The 20,176-nt window shown below is 49.2% G+C and carries 20 protein-coding genes and 1 other annotated feature; of the genes, 7 read left to right on the forward strand and 13 right to left on the reverse strand.

Annotation, left to right across the window (positions count from 1 at the left end):
• The first annotated feature begins 373 nt into the window (after nt 1-373).
• Nucleotides 374-505, forward strand: coding sequence for a hypothetical protein (locus BN162_RS19130; RefSeq protein ID WP_020223757.1), 132 nt, complete (start codon nt 374-376; stop codon nt 503-505).
• Between the two features lie 108 nt (nt 506-613).
• Here BN162_RS19130 and BN162_RS03850 read toward each other — a convergent pair whose 3' ends face one another.
• Both BN162_RS03850 and BN162_RS03855 read right to left on the reverse strand, forming a co-directional pair.
• Nucleotides 614-1,852 carry an MFS transporter gene (locus tag BN162_RS03850; protein ID WP_020223758.1) on the reverse strand — a complete coding sequence of 413 codons (1,239 nt, stop codon included), beginning with the start codon at nt 1,850-1,852 and terminating at the stop codon, nt 614-616.
• 23 nt (nt 1,853-1,875) lie between these two features.
• Nucleotides 1,876-2,664 (reverse strand): zinc dependent phospholipase C family protein, encoded by a 789-nt coding sequence (locus tag BN162_RS03855; RefSeq protein ID WP_020223759.1) that lies wholly within the window; start codon nt 2,662-2,664, stop codon nt 1,876-1,878.
• 225 nt (nt 2,665-2,889) lie between these two features.
• On the opposite strand from BN162_RS03855, the gene BN162_RS03860 reads away from it, so the two are divergent.
• A complete protein-coding gene (locus BN162_RS03860; protein ID WP_020223760.1) occupies nt 2,890-3,942 on the forward strand; it encodes an inorganic phosphate transporter in 1,053 nt (350 codons plus the stop codon).
• A gap of 15 nt (nt 3,943-3,957) precedes the next feature.
• The gene (locus BN162_RS03865) at nt 3,958-4,575 is read left to right on the forward strand and encodes a DUF47 domain-containing protein (RefSeq protein ID WP_020223761.1); all 618 of its coding nucleotides are present in this window, start codon (nt 3,958-3,960) and stop codon (nt 4,573-4,575) included.
• A 121-nt stretch (nt 4,576-4,696) separates the two neighbouring features.
• Here the strand turns inward: BN162_RS03865 and BN162_RS03870 are convergent, their stop codons facing one another.
• The 9 genes from BN162_RS03870 to BN162_RS17675 all read right to left on the reverse strand — a co-directional run bounded on the left by BN162_RS03870 (nt 4,697) and on the right by BN162_RS17675 (nt 15,178).
• The gene (locus BN162_RS03870) at nt 4,697-6,310 is read right to left on the reverse strand and encodes an amidohydrolase (protein ID WP_020223762.1); all 1,614 of its coding nucleotides are present in this window, start codon (nt 6,308-6,310) and stop codon (nt 4,697-4,699) included.
• 284 nt (nt 6,311-6,594) lie between these two features.
• Nucleotides 6,595-7,101, reverse strand: coding sequence for an NUDIX hydrolase (locus BN162_RS03875; protein WP_020223763.1), 507 nt, complete (start codon nt 7,099-7,101; stop codon nt 6,595-6,597).
• Nucleotides 7,102-7,114: 13 nt separating this feature from the next.
• Entirely contained in the window at nt 7,115-8,215 is a 1,101-nt protein-coding gene (locus BN162_RS03880) for a GGDEF domain-containing protein (RefSeq protein ID WP_020223764.1), read from the reverse strand.
• A gap of 154 nt (nt 8,216-8,369) precedes the next feature.
• A complete protein-coding gene (locus BN162_RS03885; protein WP_020223765.1) occupies nt 8,370-9,215 on the reverse strand; it encodes a MetQ/NlpA family ABC transporter substrate-binding protein in 846 nt (281 codons plus the stop codon).
• A gap of 353 nt (nt 9,216-9,568) precedes the next feature.
• Complete coding sequence (locus tag BN162_RS03890) at nt 9,569-10,399, reverse strand: MetQ/NlpA family ABC transporter substrate-binding protein (protein ID WP_020223766.1); 831 nt, start codon at nt 10,397-10,399, stop codon at nt 9,569-9,571.
• A 13-nt stretch (nt 10,400-10,412) separates the two neighbouring features.
• A complete protein-coding gene (locus BN162_RS03895) occupies nt 10,413-11,084 on the reverse strand; it encodes a methionine ABC transporter permease (RefSeq protein WP_020223767.1) in 672 nt (223 codons plus the stop codon).
• Nucleotides 11,069-12,109: a methionine ABC transporter ATP-binding protein gene (locus BN162_RS03900; protein ID WP_020223768.1), complete on the reverse strand. Its 1,041-nt coding sequence runs from the start codon at nt 12,107-12,109 to the stop codon at nt 11,069-11,071. Before BN162_RS03900 ends, BN162_RS03895 begins: the two co-directional genes overlap by 16 nt.
• A 38-nt stretch (nt 12,110-12,147) precedes the next feature.
• Nucleotides 12,148-12,397 (reverse strand) — a binding site (T-box leader).
• A 148-nt stretch (nt 12,398-12,545) separates the two neighbouring features.
• Nucleotides 12,546-13,265 carry a phosphatase gene (locus BN162_RS03905; RefSeq protein ID WP_020223769.1) on the reverse strand — a complete coding sequence of 240 codons (720 nt, stop codon included), beginning with the start codon at nt 13,263-13,265 and terminating at the stop codon, nt 12,546-12,548.
• Nucleotides 13,262-15,178, reverse strand: a complete 1,917-nt coding sequence (locus tag BN162_RS17675) for a serine hydrolase domain-containing protein (RefSeq protein ID WP_020223770.1) — start codon at nt 15,176-15,178, stop codon at nt 13,262-13,264. The genes BN162_RS03905 and BN162_RS17675 overlap by 4 nt, the downstream gene beginning before the upstream one ends.
• A gap of 188 nt (nt 15,179-15,366) precedes the next feature.
• Here BN162_RS17675 and BN162_RS17680 point away from each other — a divergent pair, with 188 nt between their 5' ends.
• From BN162_RS17680 to bilS, 4 genes are all read left to right on the forward strand, one after another.
• Nucleotides 15,367-16,155 (forward strand): Cof-type HAD-IIB family hydrolase, encoded by a 789-nt coding sequence (locus BN162_RS17680; protein WP_020223771.1) that lies wholly within the window; start codon nt 15,367-15,369, stop codon nt 16,153-16,155.
• Between the two features lie 88 nt (nt 16,156-16,243).
• Complete coding sequence (bilQ, locus tag BN162_RS03920) at nt 16,244-16,666, forward strand: bilirubin utilization transcriptional regulator BilQ (RefSeq protein WP_020223772.1); 423 nt, start codon at nt 16,244-16,246, stop codon at nt 16,664-16,666.
• Nucleotides 16,663-17,769: a bilirubin reductase gene (bilR, locus tag BN162_RS03925; RefSeq protein WP_020223773.1), complete on the forward strand. Its 1,107-nt coding sequence runs from the start codon at nt 16,663-16,665 to the stop codon at nt 17,767-17,769. Before bilQ ends, bilR begins: the two co-directional genes overlap by 4 nt.
• Nucleotides 17,766-18,278, forward strand: coding sequence for a flavodoxin family protein BilS (bilS, locus tag BN162_RS03930; protein WP_020223774.1), 513 nt, complete (start codon nt 17,766-17,768; stop codon nt 18,276-18,278). The genes bilR and bilS overlap by 4 nt, the downstream gene beginning before the upstream one ends.
• Nucleotides 18,279-18,405: 127 nt before the next feature.
• Here the strand turns inward: bilS and BN162_RS03935 are convergent, their stop codons facing one another.
• Together BN162_RS03935 and BN162_RS03940 are read right to left on the reverse strand one after the other, a co-directional pair.
• Nucleotides 18,406-19,056, reverse strand: a complete 651-nt coding sequence (locus BN162_RS03935) for a class I SAM-dependent methyltransferase (RefSeq protein ID WP_020223775.1) — start codon at nt 19,054-19,056, stop codon at nt 18,406-18,408.
• 234 nt (nt 19,057-19,290) lie between these two features.
• On the reverse strand, nt 19,291-20,175 hold the full coding sequence (locus BN162_RS03940; protein WP_020223776.1) for a carbon-nitrogen hydrolase family protein: 885 nt from the start codon (nt 20,173-20,175) through the stop codon (nt 19,291-19,293).
• Nucleotide 20,176 lies beyond the last annotated feature (1 nt).

The following is a 20,176-nucleotide window of genomic DNA, read 5'->3' on the forward strand; positions in this document are numbered from 1 at the left end:
CATGATACCGGATGAACATTTTAATTCTTGATAATTTCATCCAGAGCGGAGACGGCAGGTACCCTAAATTAGCCATGGGGTGGGGCGAATCGTCCAACGAAAACACATCCTTTCAAAAATTCTAATCTGAATTATAACATGATCTTATTCTCCACGCAATGGCAGCCACTAAAAAAATGATGAAAAAGCCTTTATCTGCGCGTTTTCTGAGCGCTTCACCGCCCATGTTTACCAAGGGTGTGCCGGAGGTGACGTCAAACCGATGTGCTTTTTATCATTTTCTTCATAAATCCTTTATTTTTCTTTACGAAGTCTTAAAGGATAAAAAGAAAAGATTGGAGTACAATAAGAGCATAGACAGGAGGGATTTGTCATGGTCAAACATCGACCTCTTAATGTAAAAAATCTGATGCTGGTCCTGATTCCCAGTTGTCTGATCTTATTTCTGATTTGCTACTTCCTGGGCAATTCTTATGGCTTTTTACATCAGCTGTTTCATTTCTAAGTTCCTGGCCCTTCTTGCTGAAGCGCCCTTTTAAAAGGAAATAAACCCTGGATTTGACAAAGTCATGCGGGGTTAAGAAAAACGATGGGACCGCCCATCGTTTTTAGTTTATTCTGCCCGCAGCGCCCGATTGAACAAAACCAGTCCAATGACGAACATGACCGCAAGGATGGCAATCGCACCGTTGGCACTGCCGGAAATCTGCGCTGTCACGCTGACCAGGGCGGTGCCCAGAAAAGCTGCCCCTTTGCCGCAGATATCAAATAGTCCGAAGAACTCCCCGGCGTTTTCCGGTGGAATAATCTGAGCGAAATAAGACCGGGACAATGCCTGAATGCCGCCCTGAAACAAGCCGACACAGACAGCCAGCACCCAGAACTCCCATTGCTTGTCCAGCTGAATGGCAAAAATCGCGATGCCGGTATAGGCCAGAATGCAGATCTGAATCAGCTTGGCATTGTTGATTTTGCGGGCCAGCGAAGCAAAGACCAGCGCGCTGGGAAAAGCAACGATCTGCGTCACCAACAAAGCGACCAGTAGTCCCTGCGTATCCAAGCACAACGCACTGCCATAGGCCGTTGCCATGTCGATGATGGTATAAACGCCGTCGATGTAAAAAAAGAACGCGATCAGAAACAGAAAGATTTTACGGTGCTTGCGGATCTTTTTAAACGAATCGGCCAGCCGCCGGAAACTGCCGCGGATCTTATCCTGATGATTGTCCGTTACATAATACTTCTGACGGTAGTTTTTCAATAACGGCAGCGTACAGCCCAGCCACCACAGCGCGTTGATCAGAAACGCCAGGATCATCGCCGTCATGATCGTCATCGAAAACTGTTCATAAAACAAGACGAAGACCAGACTGACGACAAATGGAATACAGCTGCCGATATACCCCCAGGCATAACCATGAGAAGATACCCGATCCATCCGCTCCGGCGTCGTGATGTCGGAAAGCATTGAATCATAGAAGATCAAACTGGCTGAATATCCCACCTTCGCTACGATAAACAAAACTAAGAACACTTTCCATGAAGTCGGAATCCACAGCGCTGCCAGAGCGCAGACCCCAACCATCACGCACAGCGCAAATATCTTTTTCTTTAATCCCTGATAATCGGCCAGCGTTCCCAATACCGGGCCGCTTAAGGCGACGATCAGCGTTGAAACTGAAGCTGCATATCCCCAATACGCCAGATAATCAACCTCCGCGATACCGGCGCTTTGACACAGCGAGTTGAAATAGATCGGCATGATCGTTGCGACCAGCAGAATAAAGGCAGAATTGCCGACGTCGTAGAGAATCCATTGTTTTTCCAAGGCTGTCAGTTTCTTATTTTCCATGTTGTCCCCCATCATTCCTTTTTTTACTCGTAGTCTTCATCATACCACGGATCCAGCGGCTTATCGGTATTCAGGTCGGCGATGTATTCATGAATCAGCCGCACGGACAGCGCAACAGCTTCCTCCATTCCGGCTACACGCTGGCTGATAAATTCAGCACACTGCGGATTGGGCTGGCGATTGATGATCAATCCGCCTTCACTTTTGCGCACGCCGACCAGCTGCATTACTCCTAAAATGAAATTACGCTTCACCGTACCGGGCGCAACGAACAGATCCAGCAAGCCGATCATCGTTTTCAGCGACTTCTCAATCTCACGCGGCTGCACATCAAAAAACGGGGCGATCACTTCACAGCTTTTTTCAGAAATCCGCAGATGTTCAGTCGACCGGGTACGCAGCGGATCCTTTCCCTGGGCAACCATCAGCGCCCGATCCCATTCTGCTTCAATCTCGCTGTGACTCAAGCCGGTTTCTTCCTGAAAGGCAAAAATCGCCGGATGGTTCAGGCTGTCCAGTACGAAATGATTGATGAACCCCAGCGTGTACGCCAACGCTGCTTCCGGATCCGAACTCTGGCGAATTCTTGCGCGGGCCTGTTCAAAAAACGGCCGTCCCGGTTCGTGATGCATCGCATAACCACGCTTTTTAATCGGGGCCTGACTCAGTGGTTTGTAAAAGAAAAGCAGATCCGGCCCATGCAGACCGATGTTGTAGCAATCTCTATGGAAATGAATCCGTTCCCTGAGCGCAGGCTCCAGCTGATTGAAAACCTGCTGCCCATAAACGGCATGAGTATAAGTTGCCGGCATAATTCTCCCCCTGACATTTTTCGACTTTATTATAGCATGGATCTCGGATCCGCACTGTTTCTTTTCTGTGAAACGCTGCCTAAATCGAATATGACGTCCCGCTTTCCAGCAGACTGATTCCTCTGAATGCAGGGTTTGGAAAACAACTTGTTTTGATCACGAAGTTTTTCTGTTGCGAACACCCAAGAAATGCTACAATGAAATAAACATAGAAAGGAGTCCAGGATGAGCATTTCATTGATTGATTTTCTTCAGCAGCTCACTCACAGTCTGCCCTTACTCATCACGGTGATCTTAACTATCGGCGTAATTCTGGTCAATGGCTGGACCGATGCTCCCAATGCGATTGCCACCTGTGTTTCGACACGGTCAATGTCGGCCCGCAGCGCTGTGCTCATGGCTGCCGTTTTCAATTTTTTCGGCGTGTTGTTCATGACGATGATCAACGCCACTGTTGCTCAGACCATTTACAACATCGCTGATTTCGGTTCCGATCCGCAACAGGCATTGATCGCCTTATGCGCGGCGTTGTTTGCGATTGTCAGCTGGGCAGTGCTGGCTTGGAAATACGGCATTCCGACCAGTGAAAGTCACGCTTTGATCGCCGGTCTTTCCGGTGCTGCGATCGCCTTGCATGGCGGACTGGCTGGCATCAATGGCGCCGAGTGGATCAAGGTTATCTATGGTCTGATCCTCTCCACAATATTGGGATTTGGTTTGGGATGGTTCTGCGTAAAGCTGGTTGAGATGGTTTGCCGCAGGCTGGACCGGCGGCGGACCAATACCTTTTTCCGCTATGCCCAGATCAGCGGCGGCGCGGCGATGGCGTTTATGCACGGCGCTCAGGATGGTCAGAAATTCATGGGTGTCTTTCTGCTCGGCGTGTTTCTGACGCAGGGGCAGGCGCATGTCGACAGCTTTGTGATTCCGCTCTGGCTCATGATTCTGTGCTCTGCCGTCATGGGATTGGGCACCAGTATCGGCGGTTATCGAATCATTAAATCCGTCGGCATGGATATGGTACGGCTGGAAAAATATCAAGGCTTTGCGGCGGATACCGCAGCCGCGCTGTGTCTATTGCTTTCCTCATTGACCGGGATCCCCGTCAGTACCACGCATACCAAAACTACGGCGATCATGGGCGTCGGGGCAGCCCGGCGTTTGTCCAATGTGAATTGGGGTGTTGTCAAAGATATGGTGATGACCTGGATTCTGACCTTCCCCGGCTGCGGACTGATCGGCTTTCTGATGGCCAAATTATTTTTCATTCTTTTTTAAAGAAAGGAGTCATTTATGGGCAGACAATTTGATTATTTCCAGGCATTTTTAGAAATGGGCCAGCATTCTCTGAAAGCTGGGGAACTCTTAAAAGAAACATTGGAAACTTATGATTCATCCGTGCTGAAAGAACGGATGGCGCAGATTCATACTGTTGAACACAGCGCGGATACGCTCAAGCATCAGCTGACAAATCAGCTGATCCGGGAATTTTTACCGCCGATTGAACGGGAGGATATCATGGAATTGGCCGATGTCATCGACGATCTGACTGATGCGATTGAGGATGTCGTCATCCGGCTGTATATGTATAATATTCATCAGATCGACGTTCCAGCGGTTGTATTCTGTGATCTGATTATCGAATGCATTCAGACTTTGGTGGAAGCCCTGCAGGAATTTAGACATTTCAAGAAATCATCGACACTGGACAGTTTGATCACCCATATCAACGAGCTTGAAGAAAAAGGCGATCAGCTCTATGCCGAAACCATGCACGAATTGTTTTCAACTCCGCAGGATTCCCTAGCCATTATGGTCTGGATGGAAATTTATGAGCGGCTTGAAAAATGCTGCGACCGCTGCGAGGACGTCGCCAAAGCGCTCGGCCGGGCGGTGCTCAACAACTCATAAAAAGAAGCTCAAATTCCGAATGGATCAGGAGTTTGAGCTTCTTTTTTATAGCGAAAACATTGCGAGTTTCAGACCGATCTCATTCCGGAAAACGTTCATTGAACGAAAGTCTGGAATTTTTTTAGTCGGAAAAGACTTCCGTTTGCCACTGAACCTTTCCCTGACTGATCGTCATCCAGCTGCGCACATCCTTGATCTGTTCCGGCGCCAAAAGGAAACAATCCTGATCACAGATCGTCAAGTCCGGCTGCATTCCTGGTGCAATGCGGCCCCTGCGGTCTTCTTCAAAGCTTTGCCAGGCTGCGTTTTCAGTCATGCAGGCCAAAGCTTCAACAAGACTGAACGCTTCTTCCGGACGATAACCCGCTGCTTCCGGATGAAGCAGATCTTTCCGCGTGAGCGCGCAATACAGATTGGCAAACGGGTTGAGGTCTTCAACCGGGCAGTCCGTGCCAAAGGAAACCTTTGCGCCAAGCTCGGCCAGCGAACGGAATGCATAGGAACTTTGGGCCAGATCCTTTCCCACCCGTTGGGCAACAATATGCTGATCATAATGCAGAAAGATCGGCTGAACTAAAGCCGCGGTATGGGTTGAAGCAAAGCGTCGGATCAGCGCTTCATCGGTGATTTGACAATGCACAATGCCATGCCGCAGCGGATTGTCCGGCGTTTCTTGATTGACTTTCTCGAATTCATCAAGCACCATTTCAATCGCAGCGTCACCGATCGCATGACAGACACACTGTAAGCCATGCGTATGCGCCAACGTGACCAGCTCATCCAGCTGGGTGGGTGTCATCGTCGCGATGCCGCAGGTCGACGGATCATCGGCATAGGGTTTTCGCATCCACGCCGTGCGCGCGCCCAATGAACCATCGGTCAGCAGCTTCAGCGGGCCGAAAATCAGGACGTCATCTTGCGGGATTTGTTTTCGAAGCTCAAGATAGCGGTTTAACGAAGCACGGTCGGTCAGCGTACACTGCAGCACTACCCGTACCGGCATCCGCCCTTCGCTGCGCAGCTGCTGATAGGCGGAAAGCATCAGATCCATATTTTCACTGGTGACATCGTTGGAATGCACCGTTGTCAAGCCGGCCCGCGCCGCTGCCTTCATCGCCAACTCCAGCCGTTCCTTGATTTGCTCCACCGTTGCCGGCGGATTCAACGGATTCAGCAGCAGCATGGCGTTTTCGCGAAAGATGCCCGTCGGTGTTCCGCTGCCATCCACATCAATCTGACCCTCCTGCGGCTGTTCCACATCCGTCATCAAACCCAGGCGCTTCAAAGCACAGGTATTGACACAAGCCACATGACCGCAGGCCCGGGTTAAGATAACCGGTAATGTTCCGCTGATTCGGTCCAGATCGTGACGGTTTAAAAGCCGGCCTTCCGCAAAATAATCATGATTCCAGCCACGGCCATGGATCACGCTGAGCTGCGGATGCTGCTGAAGATAGGTTCGGCTGCGCTCAATCAGTTCTTCAATGGAAGTCCCATTCTGCAGGTCGATATCTTGTAATTGACAGCCTTTGTTGTATAAATGCAGATGGGTGTCGCAGAATCCCGGCAGCACCAGCCGTCCGCCGGCATCGATCGTCTGATCCGCTTTTGGACATTGAGCTTCGATCTCAGCGGCGCTGCCGACAGCCAAAATCTGCGCTGGATCCCAGAGCACATCGGTTGCCCAGCAATCCTTTCCTAACCAGATTTTGGCATTTCGTATTCTCGTTCGCATTATTTTTCTCCTTTGCCTGACTTACAGGGCAGACTCATCGCAGAAAAAAATCAGCGGTCCCCCAACCTCTGATTCCAATTTCTTTCCTTCAAACAGGAATGCAGTGAGCCCCACCAAGAGTCCATGGCGATTCTAAATCACTGATTGATAAACCACTCGTCTATCAATGAAGTAATCATACACAATCTTGTAAAAAAAGTCAATTCCTCATGTAACAGTGAAAAACCACAAATCAAACAATCATTTCTTTTCTTTCATTCATTTACATTTCTTTCAGTGCAAACTCACTGCGAATTTCCGGATAAGATCTTTTTTTCGTAGAGCTGAAATTCCAGGCTTACGTGCGGCACAATCTGTTTCTGTGAAGCCAGCGTCAAGAATTCCTCCCGCGTCACGCTGCGGGCGGCAACGACTTCTTCCGGCTGCAGCGTCAGTGCTGCAACATCAAAATCATGATCAAAGCGGTAAAGATCAACGATCGACCAGCCGCGGACAACCGTTCCGATATAGACCAGATCTTCCGGCGGACACATCAGCCCAACTTCTTCCCGCAGTTCACGGCTGGCGCCTTCCCGGCTTGTTTCCCCAGCCAGAACCGATCCGCCGCTCATTTCCCACAGGCAGCCATAGGGTTTATCCGGATGCCGTTGGGTTAGCAGAATCTCGCCCCGCCGGTTCACCGTCCAGATTTCCACGACCAGATGGTACTCCCCCTGTGCCAGGGGTACACCGCGCGGATGCTGATGATCCAGTTTTTGCCGGTCCCAGGTATAACAATCCCACATTTCCATATTCTGACCTCCTTTAATTCACTGCAATGTGATTCTTTCCACAGGCCTTCGCACAATACAGCGCCTCATCGGCATGTCGGAAACTCTGCAGCGCGGATTCTCCGCCCTGATGTTGATGAATGCCCAGGCTGATCGTCATCGACAGCTGCGGAAACCGTGTTTTCATCCGCTGATGAAAGCGTTCCTGAAGCTTCCGCATCTGGTTCTCTGCTTCTTCGTTGTCCGTGTCGCTCAGCACCAGACAAAATTCATCACCGCCGAAACGATACGCTGTCCCCTTTCCACAGGCTTCATTCAGCAGGCTTCCCAATTCACTTAATACCTGATCCCCGTTGAGATGACCGAGCTGATCATTGATTTGTTTGAAATCATCAATATCCAGCAAAACCAGAACATAGTTTCGCTGCATTTCCAAGTCTTCAAAGCACCGGTTCAGTGCGCTGCGGCTGCCCACTCCCGTTAAGGCATCATGGCTGACCTTCTGCTGCAGGGAAAACCGTTCCATATCATGCCGGCGGCTGATCTGCTGGCGGCGGTGCTGAAACTCCAGAAGCTCCCAGCAAGCGGCAAGCGTTCCGGCCTGAACCAAAAGACAGATCAAAATATCACTGAAATAGTAAGCTGTGATAATTTTGTCTGGATCCCAGGATGGCATAAACGCACTGAACACACACAGCACCATGCCCAGCACGGCAATCGTCACCGTCAGCCGTTTACGCTCATACAAGGTTGTCAGCAGCGTCGGCAGAACAAACATCATATATACGGACGTAAAAGCGCCATGGATGACGGTAATCACAAAGCAAAGCAGCGTCATCGTGATTGCCACCATGCGGTCTTTTTGATTTTCTTTCCATTTGGGATTCTCAATGAACTTCCGGCAGCCCAGCACCAGCGCTCCATTGATGACGGTCGGCACCACAACATAACGAAGCAGATAAGTTGGTACAGTACAGCTGATCAGCGATGCGGCATCCAAGACAAAGAACAGTAAAATCTCCGCTATCGCCGTCCCGGCAGCCAAAACAGCGCAGACACGCCAATGCAGATTCCGCCAATAGGTTGAGAGCTGGCGTTCCTGTTTCTGAATTTCAACCAGAACTTTTTCTTCCACGCCTGAACCCTCCCGTCTTTTTTTAAGTTTATCACACTCTGCCCCCTGTCCTCAAGAAATTTTCCTGATCCCCACTTCTCGGCTGAAATCTCAAAGTCATTTTTTGGGGCTGCAAAACAAAAACTGCCGGCGTTTCACCGACAGTCTGCTGCATTTATTTTACAGGGACAACCAGGCCGTTGTAATGCTCGCTGATATAACTGCGAATCTCATCGCTGGTCAGAACATCAATCAGAACCTGCGTCTTTGCCGATGCTTCTTCCCCTTCACGCACCGCAATGATATTGGCATAGGTCTGAGCACCTTCGGAATCCGCTTGTTCCGAGGTCAGAAGCAAATCCGTAATCTTAGCATCCAGCGCATAGTTTCCGTTGACAATCGCAAAATCCACATCGTTCTTTGTCTGAGCCACTAAGGAAGCATCAATTTCTACAATGCTGACGTTGTATGGATTTTCCACGATATCGACCGGCGTTGCTTTCAAGCCGACCCCATCCTTCAGTTTGATATAACCTAAGCTTTCCAACAGCTGCAAAGCCCGTGCTTCATTGGTTCCGTCATTCGGTACGGCAAAGCTGCATCCGCCTTGTTCAATTACAGCCAGATCGCTGGAACGCCCGGCATAAATCCCTAACGGTTCAAAGTGGATGCCTCCGGCAGAGACCAGATGCGTGCCATGATCTTCGTTGAATTGTTCCAGATATGGATAATGCTGGAAATAGTTCGCATCCAGATCGCCTTGTTCCAAGGCTGTGTTCGGGGTTACATAATCCGAGAACTCAACAATTTTCAGCGTATATCCCTGCGCTTCAAATAACGGTTCAGCCTGTTCCAGAATTTCCGCATGCGGAGAGGTTGTTGCGCCAATCGTAATGACGACTTTTTCCTCAGGATCCTGCGGGACTGCCGAAGGATCAGCAACGGATGGTTTGGACGAACAGCCGGCGATCAGTCCGGCACACACCAACAGTGTGCTTAAGCGTTTCAAAGTTGTTTTCATCTTGATTTCTCCTTTAAATTTTTATAACAAAAGGCTCCCATCCTTGATCAAGGACGGAAGCCTCCGTGTTACCACCTTTATTTGCCAAACCCTCACGGATTCAGCCTCATTCAGTTCTGTCTTTTGATGAAGAAGAACTGCATCGCGCTAACGGGCGACTCCCGTCGGCAGCTACCCCTGAAATTTCTGGCTCGCGGCCGCGGCTTGCAGACCATGTTCCAACGGTTTTCCCTTCGGCCTTTCACCCTCTGCCGATCGCTTTTTCAGTTCTTCCCGCTGTACTCTTCTGCGCACTGCCTTGACTATTCTTATTTTCAAGTTCTTTTTTCTATTTTTTGGGAATCTGACGAAGCTTATTTCCAAGCTGGAATCAGAGCACCGTCATACTGATCATTGATGATCTGTGCCACGGCATCCGTCTGGAACAGTTCGCAGATTTTCTTATATACCGCATCATCCTTATCCGCCGTACGGGCCGCAATGATATTGATATAGGGATTGTCTGAGCCTTCCTGCACCGTTTCCATAAAGATCGAATCCTTATTTGGAGATAATCCGGAGTCAATCGCAATCGTACCGTTGATGAAGCCCGCGGTCACATCCGGAAGAATGCTTGGAATCGTATTGGCTTCAATTTCGATCAGTTCAATGTTGACGTTGTACTTAGTAATATCGGTCACCGACGGCGTATAGCCTTTGGACGGATCCACTTCCAGATAGCCTAAGCTTTCCAGCAGCTTGATCGCCCGGCCGCCGTTGGTAACATCTGAGGCAATCGCGATCTTATCGCCGTCCTGAATTTCATCAATGCTTGTAATTTTCTTGGAATACAGACTTAACGGCGCTAATACCGTTTCGCCGATGGCCGTCAGATCATAGCCGTTGGCTTCACAATCCTTATCAAAGTAAGCGTAATGCTGGAAGCTGTCAATATCAATATCTCCGGCGGCCAGGGCTTTGTTGACCATCGCATAATCACTGAACGTGACAAATTCAATCGTGACGTTGTCCTTTGCCATTTCATCGATGATCGGCTGCCAATATTCATTGTTTTCCCCGATCACGCCGACCTTGACCGTCCGGGCTTCCGAGCCTTCCGGTGTTGAATTGGAATTTTCTTTTGGTGCTGAGCTGCAGCCGGCAAGAACCAGTGCCGCCAATAAACAACATAATAATTTTTTCATTTTCTTTTCCCCCTTAATGTGTTGTTTTCTTGATGATCACGTCGCCGATCGCCTGCGCGACGGTAACGAGAATCAAAATAATCAGAATCGTAACCCAGATGACATCCGGCTCGCTGCGTTGGTGACCGTAGCGAATCGCAAAATCGCCTAACCCGCCGGCCCCGACAACGCCAGCCATGGCAGTCAATCCGATTAACGAGATGAACGTGATCGTCGTTGCCCGGGCAATCGCAGGAATCGACTCTTTCAGATAGACTCGAAAGATGATCTGCAGCGGAGAATCCCCCATCGCCTGAGCAGCCTCAATCAGACCGCCGTCTACCTCGGCCAGCGCCAGTTCAATCTGACGGGAGAAAAACGGCACCGTTCCGATAATCAGCGGGATGATCGCTCCTTTGACGCCGATGCCCGTTCCCATGATCGCCCGCGACAGGAATAACGTCGCCGGTACCAAGATAATAAACGGAATCGAACGCAGGATGTTGATGATCTTATCCAAAATCCAGTAAACCGGATGGCATTCCATGATGCCCCCTCTGCGGGTGACGATCAGGATGACGCCGAAGAACAGACCGAGGATAAACGAGATGGATCCCGACCAGCCCATCATCTGAAACGTTTCCAGAATGCTTTGAATCAGCTTGGGAATCTTGACCATGACATTGGGGATTAATTGTTCCAGCATTTCAGCACCTCCACTTCAATGTTGTAATGCTTGAGCTCAGCTTCCGCCTTGCGCATCGCTTCCTCACTGCCTTCCAGCATGACGATCAAACTGCCCAAGGCCGCCTGCTGGATCACTTCGACATTGCCGAACACGATGTTGCAGACAACGTCATATTTTTTTGACAGCTGCGAAATCAGCGCTTCCTTGGTTTCTTCCGCTCCATAGGTCAACTTCAATAACCGCTGGCCTTTGTGCAGCTGGACGATTTCCGCGCCGTTGTCGATCAGCTCGTAAATCTTGGTGATCGGATTGGTGGAATTGATGAAATCCATCGTCATCTGCGCTTTGGGATGAGAGAAGATATCGAGAATGTTGCCTGTTTCTACAACCTTGCCCAATTCCATAACCGCGACCCGATTGCAGATTTCCTTGATCACAGCCATCTCATGCGTAATCAGAACAATCGTAATCCCCAGCTTCTGATTGACTTCCTTTAACAGCTTGAGAATGCTGGAAGTCGTCTGCGGATCCAATGCGCTGGTTGCTTCATCGCACAGCAGCACTTTCGGATCGTTGGCCAAGGCCCGGGCGATCGCAACACGCTGTTTCTGTCCGCCGGACAGCTCAGAGGGATAAGCGTTCAGCTTTTCACTCAAGCCGACCAGTTCCAGCAAATCCTTCACCTTTTTATCGATCTGCGCCTTAGTCAGCTTGCTTCCCTTTAATGGATAGGCAATGTTCTGATACACCGTGCGCGAACGCATCAGATTGAAGTGCTGGAAGATCATGCCGATCTTCTTGCGGATTTTGCGGAGCTCAGTTTCTTTCAGCTTTGTGATATCGACGCCGTCAATCCGTACCTGACCGGAAGTCGGCCGTTCCAGCAGATTGACGCAGCGGACCAGCGTGGATTTACCAGCCCCGGAAAAACCGATAATACCGAAGATATCCCCGTCTTCGATTCTCAGATTGACATCTTTGCAGGCCTCGACATTCAGGTCCTTTGTCGTAAATGTTTTATTGACTCCGACCAGTTCTATCATTTTCCTCTTCCTTCCTTAAAATAAAAACTCCCGTCCCCAACAAGGACGAGAGTTGATTTCCCGTGTTACCACCTTAATTTACAGTCCACTCACGCTGACTGCCTCTTCCGGTACGCGTTTGTTCAACGTTATACCGTATCACGTTAACGGGTGAATCCGTCATAGCCTAAGTTTCCCTCGGTATGCAGCTCCAAGACCATTTTCACAACGATTTTCACTGCCCTTTTTCAGCATCCGGGCTCTCTGTCCAGTTTCCATCGAAGTTACTATTCTTTTCAAAGCCTTTGTTTATGTACCTGATTATAGTTCACTCTTTTTACAGAGTCAATCTTTTTTTCAAATTTTCTTCAGTTTCATGTCAAAGCTTGCAGAAACTCGCTGTCCAATTTACAAAATCTGAACAGGACCTGACTTCTGCCCATTTTTTAAGCAGCGTTTACAACACATCCAGACCTAAGTATTCACGAATCAGCTCCGGGTTGGAATTGACAATCAGTGAAGTCGGCAGCTGTGCAGCTGCACAGACTTCCTCGCAGCGCTGAAACTGGCCGATTGCATCGCAATAGTGAGCGTCGCTGCCAAACAGTACCGGAACATTGTGCTGCCTGCAATATTGCAGCATCCCCAGCATATTCTCACGGCCGCCGACGCGGGAGCTTTTCGGATTCATCGAGGAATTGTTGACCTCGATTAAAGTATGCGTTTCTTTGCAGGCCAGAACCACCGCTTCCTGATCAATCGGATAGCGGGAGTCATCCGGATGGCCCAGGATTTTGACAAAGGGATTATGCACGGCGTTGATCATCGCCTGGGTATTTTCAGCTTCGGTGTGGTGGGGGCCGAAGCAGGGAACATGCAGCGATGCAATCGCATAATCGAGCATTTTCAGCGTGCTTTCATCGAGATCCACATGACCTTCTACATCCATAATGTTGAGTTCCGCGCCTTTCAGCACCCGAATCCCCTGCACCAAATCCGGTACGACATGAAGATTACGGAAGTAGAACAAATGCGTGGAGCCCGGCATTTTCGGGGCATGATCGCTGATCCCGTAAATTTTCAAACCGTGCTGCTTCGCGGCTGCAATATTTTCGTTCAGCGTGCTGTAAGCATGACCACTGACGATGGTATGGGTATGCAGATCCAAATAAATCATGCGTTGTCCTCCATATACTGCAGACTGATTTTACTGTTGAGTTCACCAAAGAAGCCAATCCGCTTGCCGCGCAGGGACGACGGCAGCTGACTGGAAAGCATGCTGTCAAATTCAACCTGACCGTTTTCATCCAGCACCACGACGCGGGCTATGCCGTCGATCTTCAATGTATCCAGCGGAGCGGCTCCGATATACCAGTGAATGAGCGGATCGCGCAGCGTCATTTCACGTGCGTCAAGCTCCGGCAGATTCTCACAGAGGACATAATGATACTGACCGTTTTGAATGGAACCGTCAGCCAGCCAAAGTACACTGGACATCTCGCGGGAATAGTTGCCTGGAATTTCAAGTGCAGGGACAGCTTCGTAATCATTGACGATTCTTAACGGATACGGAGCCAAAAGCAGATCATCGTAACCCTTTTCCATCTGCACATTGAAGGTCATCGGCACATTGCCCAGAGTCCGCTGCTGCAGATATTCATTGTCCATGATCCAGGTTTTGCCAGCCAAGCTTTGCCAGCCGCTGACTTTCCCTGACGGCTTCAGCTTCTGCATGAAAACCTGACGCTCTTCCTGTTGTGCAGCCGCGCAGCCGGACTGCTGGTAAACGAGGTATAATTCATCTCCCTGCGGCACAAAACCGATTTTTAATGCTTCTCTTTTAAACACCTGCGTTCCGGCCGGGGCAACGAACAAACCATGATCTTCCTTCAAGCCGGAAGCTTCGGTGCGCCATCCGCCGCCAGCTTCACGAACTTCCAGCGTCAGATCGCCGTGTTCAAAAAGCGCCCGCACAACCTGATCTTTATTCCCATACAGGCCGGTAATTTCGACCGGATGTACGACCGTTTTCATGGTCGCCAACGGTGCCGCCTCAAATTCAGCACCCTGAGCCTTGAGAATCTCAAAGACCAGCTTTTGATTCAGTTGGGAAGCACTGCCTTCCTCGGTACACAAAACCACCGCGGCGCTCAGCTGACAGTCAGGAATAAGAATGGAATGTGAATTGAAGCCAAAGGTCGAACCCGACTTGCACAGCGCCTGTTTCTTAAAGCCTTCAAACAACCGCATTGATACACAGTCCCAGCCCAGACCATATCGTTCCGTTGTATTGTCCGCAACGACTAACCCCTGCGGCTGCTGATCACGGTTCATTTCCGCCAAGCCCTCTGCATCCACCAGTTTTCCCTCACGCAGCGCGTCTAGGAAAAGGCACAGATCCGAAGCCGTGCTGTAAATGCCGCCGGAGCCGATGCCATTGACATATTCCTGCGGAAAATCCAGATCAAACGGCGATTTGGCCTTGATGATTTTGCCGTCCATGATTTCATGGATCGGAAAATCCGTATGTTCCATACCTAACGGTTCCAGAATTCTTTCATAAATAAAGGAGGAATAGCTCTGACCGCTGACGACTTCGATTAAAAGTTCGGCCAGCGAAAATCCGTCGTTGCAGTAAACGCTGAACTTGCCCGGCTGATCTTTCAGCTTGCTTACGGCGGCGTATTCGATTTCTTCCTTGAGATGATTGCGGTTGCGGGCGTTGGCATATTTGCCTTTGAAGCAGTTGCCCGGCAGGCCGCTGCTGTGGTTCAGCAGCATCCGCACGGTAATATTTTTATACCGTGCATCCGGCATTTTGAACATCGGCAATTTTTTATAAACCGGCTCATCGAGCGTCAGTTTGCCTTCCTGCACCAGCATCATCACGGCTGTTGTGGTCAGCATCTTGCTGATGGAGCCGATTGAAAACATCGTTTTCCCCGTAATCTTAGCGCCTTTTGACGCGGTTTTACCGCTGCGGTAATGATAGATTTCTAAGCCCTGCTGATGCACGGCAACATCCATTGCGCGGACAGAATGTTCGGTAAAAAAGGCTTCGCACAAAGCGTCCAGCTTTTGATTTTCCATTGAGTTCCTCCTCTTTTTCTATTTTCAGTATTCCTCAGCATCAAGCTGGAAATACATTGAAGTCCAAAGACCTATTTATTATACTTGGTTTACGCTTAAATCACAACCAGCCGAAAGCGTTTCCGCAGGATTTTCGGGATGATTTTTACCGGAGTTCTTAGTATAATAAAGACCATGAGGTGAACGGTATGAAAGAATTTCAAATGTTTTTCTTTGACGTCGATGGAACGCTTTTGGATAATCGCAGCCATCGGATTTCCCCGGCAGTCATTGAAGCCCTGCACACGCTGCAGCAGCGTGGCAAAAAGATCGTGATCAGTTCAGGCCGGGATGTCCATACGATCATGTCGATGCCGCAGCTGGCCGCGATCCAGTGGGATGGCTATATCTGCCGCAACGGCAGCGTTGTTGCCGACCAACATCAGAATGAGCTGTACCGCTATTTCTTCGATCTGGAAACGATGCACAGACTCGAAGAAGTATCCCAAAAACTCGGATCCCCCATTCAATACATGGGCCATACAGACTGGCTGAACCTACCACCCACCGAGGATTTCAGGGCCGCCTGCGCTTTCTTTCACCGTGATCCCAACGCGATTGAGATACGTCCGACCTTGCCCGACGAGCAGGCCACCATGGCGCTGGCTTTTGACAAAGCGCAAAGCGATTATACCGAATATCGTCAAATTCCCGGGCTGACTGTGCTGCCGACACCGTTTCACTATGCCGATTTAGTCGCCAAAGGGATTGACAAAAGCACTGGCATTACATTGCTTTGTCAGCATCTGAACCTTAATCCGCGGGATACCATGGCTTTTGGCGATGGGATCAATGATTTGGAAATGCTGCAGGCTGCCGGCATTGGCGTGGCCATGGGACAGGGACGGGATGAAATTAAAGCTATCGCTGATTATGTCAGTGACAGCGTGGAAAAGGACGGCATTGTCAGCGCATTGAAAGCCTTTGGTCAGATTTAAGCGGATCTCACTCCGCTTTTCATTTTTTCAAAATTTATTTGACTTAGTCAAATAAGTGATTATAATGAAGCGTATCAGGAGGTGTCTTATGCAAGTTTCTTTTTCTTATCTGATCTGCCAGCTGCGCAAGGATTACACGGCCTTTCTGCAGTCGCGGCTGGATGCGTTTGAATTAACCGTCGGTCTGTTCCCGTATCTGATTTATCTTGAGCATGCCGGTGCCTGTACCCCCTCCGCAATGGCAAAGCAGCTGCGCCAGGATAACGGCCACATCACCCGCTGTCTGGACAAGCTGGAAAAACTGGACTGTCTGAAGCGTTGCCGCAGCGAACAGGATGGCCGCGCATTTGTCGTATCGCTGACGGAAAAGGGCCGGCAGATCTGTCAGGAAATCACGGCGGCCAACCGGCAATGGGAGCAGCGGGCGCTCGAAAACCTTTCAGAGGATCAGAAAAATCAGCTGAATCAGCTTTTAACTCAGGTGGTTCAGGATCTGAGGCCAGCCCGATGAAGCACGCCTGCTTAGACCCGATTGTTATCGGCGGCTGTGAGTTCAAAAACCGGATCTTTTTCGCACCGACAACGTTGGGCTTAAAAGCGGAGGAAAAAACGCTTAAGCTGAAAGCGATTGCGACGGGTCAGACGGCGCTGATCATCCTGCCGGACATTCCCGTCCTAGGTGCCGGCAGCCTGCAGAATCATCGGACATTTGCGGCTTATCAGCAGCTCATCCAGCAGCTGCACGCGGAAGGCTGCAAGGTTTCTGCCCAGCTGCATCTGTCGGATACCAATTTTAAAGTGATGCTGAAATCGGTGCCGGCGTTATTCACCCATAAGCTCAGCGCGGATCAGCTGCGCCAGAAAGTCAACGATTCTGCCGCTGTCACAGTCAACGAAATGTCGTTATCCCGAATCCAGGAAATCATTACTGCTTTTGGCCGCAGTGCCCAGCTGGCCCAAAAAGCCGGGTTCGACATGGTGCAGATTCATGGTGATCGGCTAGTCGGCAGCTTTAGTTCCTCGCTCATCAACCAGCGCAAGGATGACTACGGCGGCAGTTTAACGCATCGAATGCGGTTTGCCCTGGAAGTCATCCGTGAAGTTCGGCAGCACTGCACGCTGCCCATCGATTATAAATTGGCCGTTCGCCAGACCGATCCGGATTACGGCAAAGCCGGCGTTTGGGAGCAGGATTTAGATCCTGTGGTCAGCTGGCTGGATCAGGCTGGCGTTGACTGCTTCCACGTTACCTTAGCCAATCATGGCGCTCTGACTGATACAATTCCGCCGGCCAATCATCCAGTTTTCTCTGGGGAAGGCTGTTTTCACAAATTTGCGGAGCAGGTCAAAGCTCTGACAGCCAAACCGGTAATTGGTGTCGGCAGTCTGCGCCATCCGGATATGATTGATCAGGCGATTGAAAGCGGACGCATCGACGCGGCTGCCATGAGCCGGCAGCTGATCGCGGATTCTAACTGGGTTATTAAACTCATGGAAGATCATCCGGAGCAGATCCAATATTGTATCGGATGCAATCAGAAATGTCTGCAGGGTTTGATGAATCATCAGGGAATTCATTGTATCTATGAACAGAAAGGAAGTAAAATGGAATGAAAATCTCGATTGTCTATCAAAGTTTGACCGGAAATACCCGTCAGCTGGCAGAAGCTGTCCAAGCCGTTCTGCCAAGTGAAATGCTTTTCTACATCGGAACCCCGGACACTGAAGCGCTAAAAGCAGATTTGATTTTTGCCGGATCCTGGACTGACAAAGGGCTCTTTTCCCAACCGATGCTTGATTTTCTGGCACAATGCCACAACAAGTCTCTGGCCTTGTTTGCGACCTGCGGTTTTGGCCAGGCAGAAGAATACTATCAAGCGATTCTGCAGCGAACAGCCGCTAAAATTCCTGCTGACAATTTGATTTTGGCCAGCTTTGCCTGCCAGGGACGTATGCATGAGTCCGTCAAACAGCGCTATCAAACGATGCAGGCCAAGGAGCCGGATAACCCACGCTGGACTTCCTTGCTGGAAAACTATGACAGCGCTTTATCCCACCCTGACAATACCGATTTACAGCGCTGCCAACAGTTTGCCCGCGATGTTTTGACAAAAATAAAATAGAGGAAAAATCTCTCACTGACACGATGTTTGAGAGAACCAAAAAATCAGCAGAAAACAAATTTCCGCTGATTTTTTATTGATTTTATGAACGAAGATTATGCGCTTGCTTCGCACTTACACTATTTGCTTATTTTCTGCATAAACAATGCAGCACAGTTCCATCTTCCGGTTTATATATTTCGCCTTTTTCACACAACAAGACAGTATATCCGGTATCTTCTGCAAATCGGATTAATTCATTTGAATCGAAGGTTTCCCAATATATTTTTGCATCAGCATACGGATAAAATCGTCGGCCTTTCATATATTCTTTATAGTTATCCATTTCAAACCCGTAATCATGACCTGAAAAGCTCAATAAACCATCTGTTGTTAAAACGCGTTTACACTCTGATAACAATTCATGTTTATATTCATTGCCATATAACAAGCCAAACGTTTGCGCCCAGATAATAACGGCATCAAACGAATTATTTTCAAAAGGCAGTTTATGCCCGTCATACCATTTAAACGTAATATCATAACCTTTTTCAGACGATAACGCTGTGACTCGAGTGATGACTTCATGAGAAATATCAATCCCTGTAACCACAAACCCCATATCAGACAAGACAAAAGCCTCTCTTCCCAAGCCGCATCCCACGTCCAAGATTTTTGATTTTTCGGGGAAAAGCTTTGCAACTGTTAGCTCCCATTTTTTCAAATGCGAACTTTCCAAGTGCTCCATTTCATTAACATTTTCCTTTGTTTCATACCATTCGGTAACAATACTGCGCATTAGGACGTGCCTCCTATGACATAAAATAGCATCAACGCTGATAACGGAGAAATTACACCGTATATCCCATTATCGTATAACTTAATCCTATAGGCATCCTGTAGGCTCCCATTGAAGAAATTCACTGAGAATAGGGACTGCTTCATAACAAACCATTTTGTGGAAGAGGATCCCTTCTTTCAAAAGGGCCTGACCGAGAAACTGTCTTCAGTCCCACGTCTTTCCTGCGTCAGTCTACTCTGCTCTGTGATTCGCTCGTACAAACGGCTCGTCGATATGTTCATCTACCAACAGCCCGTATTTTTGAGGTCTTCTGTAGGCATTGCCGTGGACTTCGCTGCGGCGATATTCCCGCAGCTGTTTTAAATCTAATTCCGCGAGATAGATCCCCTCTTTTTCATCCGCCTGTAAAATACAGGTATCTCTTGACCCTTCCAAACCTGGCAAATACGCAACACCGTCGAAGACCGTTGAATTTCCATTGCAGTCAGGCACCGTATCCGGATAGTTGCAGGTTGCCACGCAAAGCATATTTTCGTAAGCTCTGGCGCGAAGCTGCGACAGCCGATTGATCTCCATCGGACAAGCGTTGGGCGTAAGAATGACCTCTGCGCCTTTGAGCATCAGAATCCGGGCACTTTCAGGAAATTCACGGTCAAAGCAGATCATGGCGCCAACCTTTACTTTTCCGCAGGCTGTATCCAATTCCTCCACATAAAAATCTTCCCCGCGGGTTAAATGACTTTCGACATCAAAATCACACGTATGAAATTTGGCGAAGGTCAATATCCGATGTCCTAAACGGTCAAATAAAATCAGCGTATTGCGCGGGCCAGTTGCGTAAGTTTCCAGCAGTGTGATGCCGATGGCCATTTCTAATTCCTGGGCAAGTTTTCCAAACTGACAGATAAAATCACTATCAGTCGGAATGGCTTCCGCCATCCATTCAGAACCAGGACGGTCATATATCGCATAGCCATTGCTCCACATCTCCGGAAACAAAGCAAGATCAGCACCCATTTTTTTCGCTTTCCTGCAGGCATCCAGACCTTTTTCAAGATTTCCCTGCAGACTGCCTGTCGGAGTAAGCTGCAGCAAAGCTATTTTTAACTTATCCATT

It is taken from the genome of Holdemania massiliensis AP2 (assembly GCF_000327285.1).
GTDB lineage: Bacteria > Bacillota_I > Bacilli_A > Erysipelotrichales > Erysipelotrichaceae > Holdemania > Holdemania massiliensis.

What these genes read in the sequence shown, in the direction of transcription:
- BN162_RS03895 (WP_020223767.1), bottom strand. Translation starts at nt 11,084, where the DNA reads ATGCTGGAACAATTAATCCCCAATGTCATGGTCAAGATTCCCAAGCTG.
- bilQ (WP_020223772.1), top strand. Translation starts at nt 16,244, where the DNA reads ATGCAAGTTTCTTTTTCTTATCTGATCTGCCAGCTGCGCAAGGATTAC.
- BN162_RS03875 (WP_020223763.1), bottom strand. Translation starts at nt 7,101, where the DNA reads ATGGAAATGTGGGATTGTTATACCTGGGACCGGCAAAAACTGGATCAT.
- BN162_RS03890 (WP_020223766.1), bottom strand. Translation starts at nt 10,399, where the DNA reads ATGAAAAAATTATTATGTTGTTTATTGGCGGCACTGGTTCTTGCCGGC.
- BN162_RS03900 (WP_020223768.1), bottom strand. Translation starts at nt 12,109, where the DNA reads ATGATAGAACTGGTCGGAGTCAATAAAACATTTACGACAAAGGACCTG.
- BN162_RS17675 (WP_020223770.1), bottom strand. Translation starts at nt 15,178, where the DNA reads ATGGAAAATCAAAAGCTGGACGCTTTGTGCGAAGCCTTTTTTACCGAA.
- BN162_RS03860 (WP_020223760.1), top strand. Translation starts at nt 2,890, where the DNA reads ATGAGCATTTCATTGATTGATTTTCTTCAGCAGCTCACTCACAGTCTG.
- BN162_RS17680 (WP_020223771.1), top strand. Translation starts at nt 15,367, where the DNA reads ATGAAAGAATTTCAAATGTTTTTCTTTGACGTCGATGGAACGCTTTTG.
- bilR (WP_020223773.1), top strand. Translation starts at nt 16,663, where the DNA reads ATGAAGCACGCCTGCTTAGACCCGATTGTTATCGGCGGCTGTGAGTTC.
- BN162_RS03855 (WP_020223759.1), bottom strand. Translation starts at nt 2,664, where the DNA reads ATGCCGGCAACTTATACTCATGCCGTTTATGGGCAGCAGGTTTTCAAT.
- BN162_RS03850 (WP_020223758.1), bottom strand. Translation starts at nt 1,852, where the DNA reads ATGGAAAATAAGAAACTGACAGCCTTGGAAAAACAATGGATTCTCTAC.
- BN162_RS03865 (WP_020223761.1), top strand. Translation starts at nt 3,958, where the DNA reads ATGGGCAGACAATTTGATTATTTCCAGGCATTTTTAGAAATGGGCCAG.
- BN162_RS03935 (WP_020223775.1), bottom strand. Translation starts at nt 19,056, where the DNA reads ATGCGCAGTATTGTTACCGAATGGTATGAAACAAAGGAAAATGTTAAT.
- bilS (WP_020223774.1), top strand. Translation starts at nt 17,766, where the DNA reads ATGAAAATCTCGATTGTCTATCAAAGTTTGACCGGAAATACCCGTCAG.
- BN162_RS19130 (WP_020223757.1), top strand. Translation starts at nt 374, where the DNA reads ATGGTCAAACATCGACCTCTTAATGTAAAAAATCTGATGCTGGTCCTG.
- BN162_RS03940 (WP_020223776.1), bottom strand. Translation starts at nt 20,175, where the DNA reads ATGGATAAGTTAAAAATAGCTTTGCTGCAGCTTACTCCGACAGGCAGT.
- BN162_RS03905 (WP_020223769.1), bottom strand. Translation starts at nt 13,265, where the DNA reads ATGATTTATTTGGATCTGCATACCCATACCATCGTCAGTGGTCATGCT.
- BN162_RS03870 (WP_020223762.1), bottom strand. Translation starts at nt 6,310, where the DNA reads ATGCGAACGAGAATACGAAATGCCAAAATCTGGTTAGGAAAGGATTGC.
- BN162_RS03885 (WP_020223765.1), bottom strand. Translation starts at nt 9,215, where the DNA reads ATGAAAACAACTTTGAAACGCTTAAGCACACTGTTGGTGTGTGCCGGA.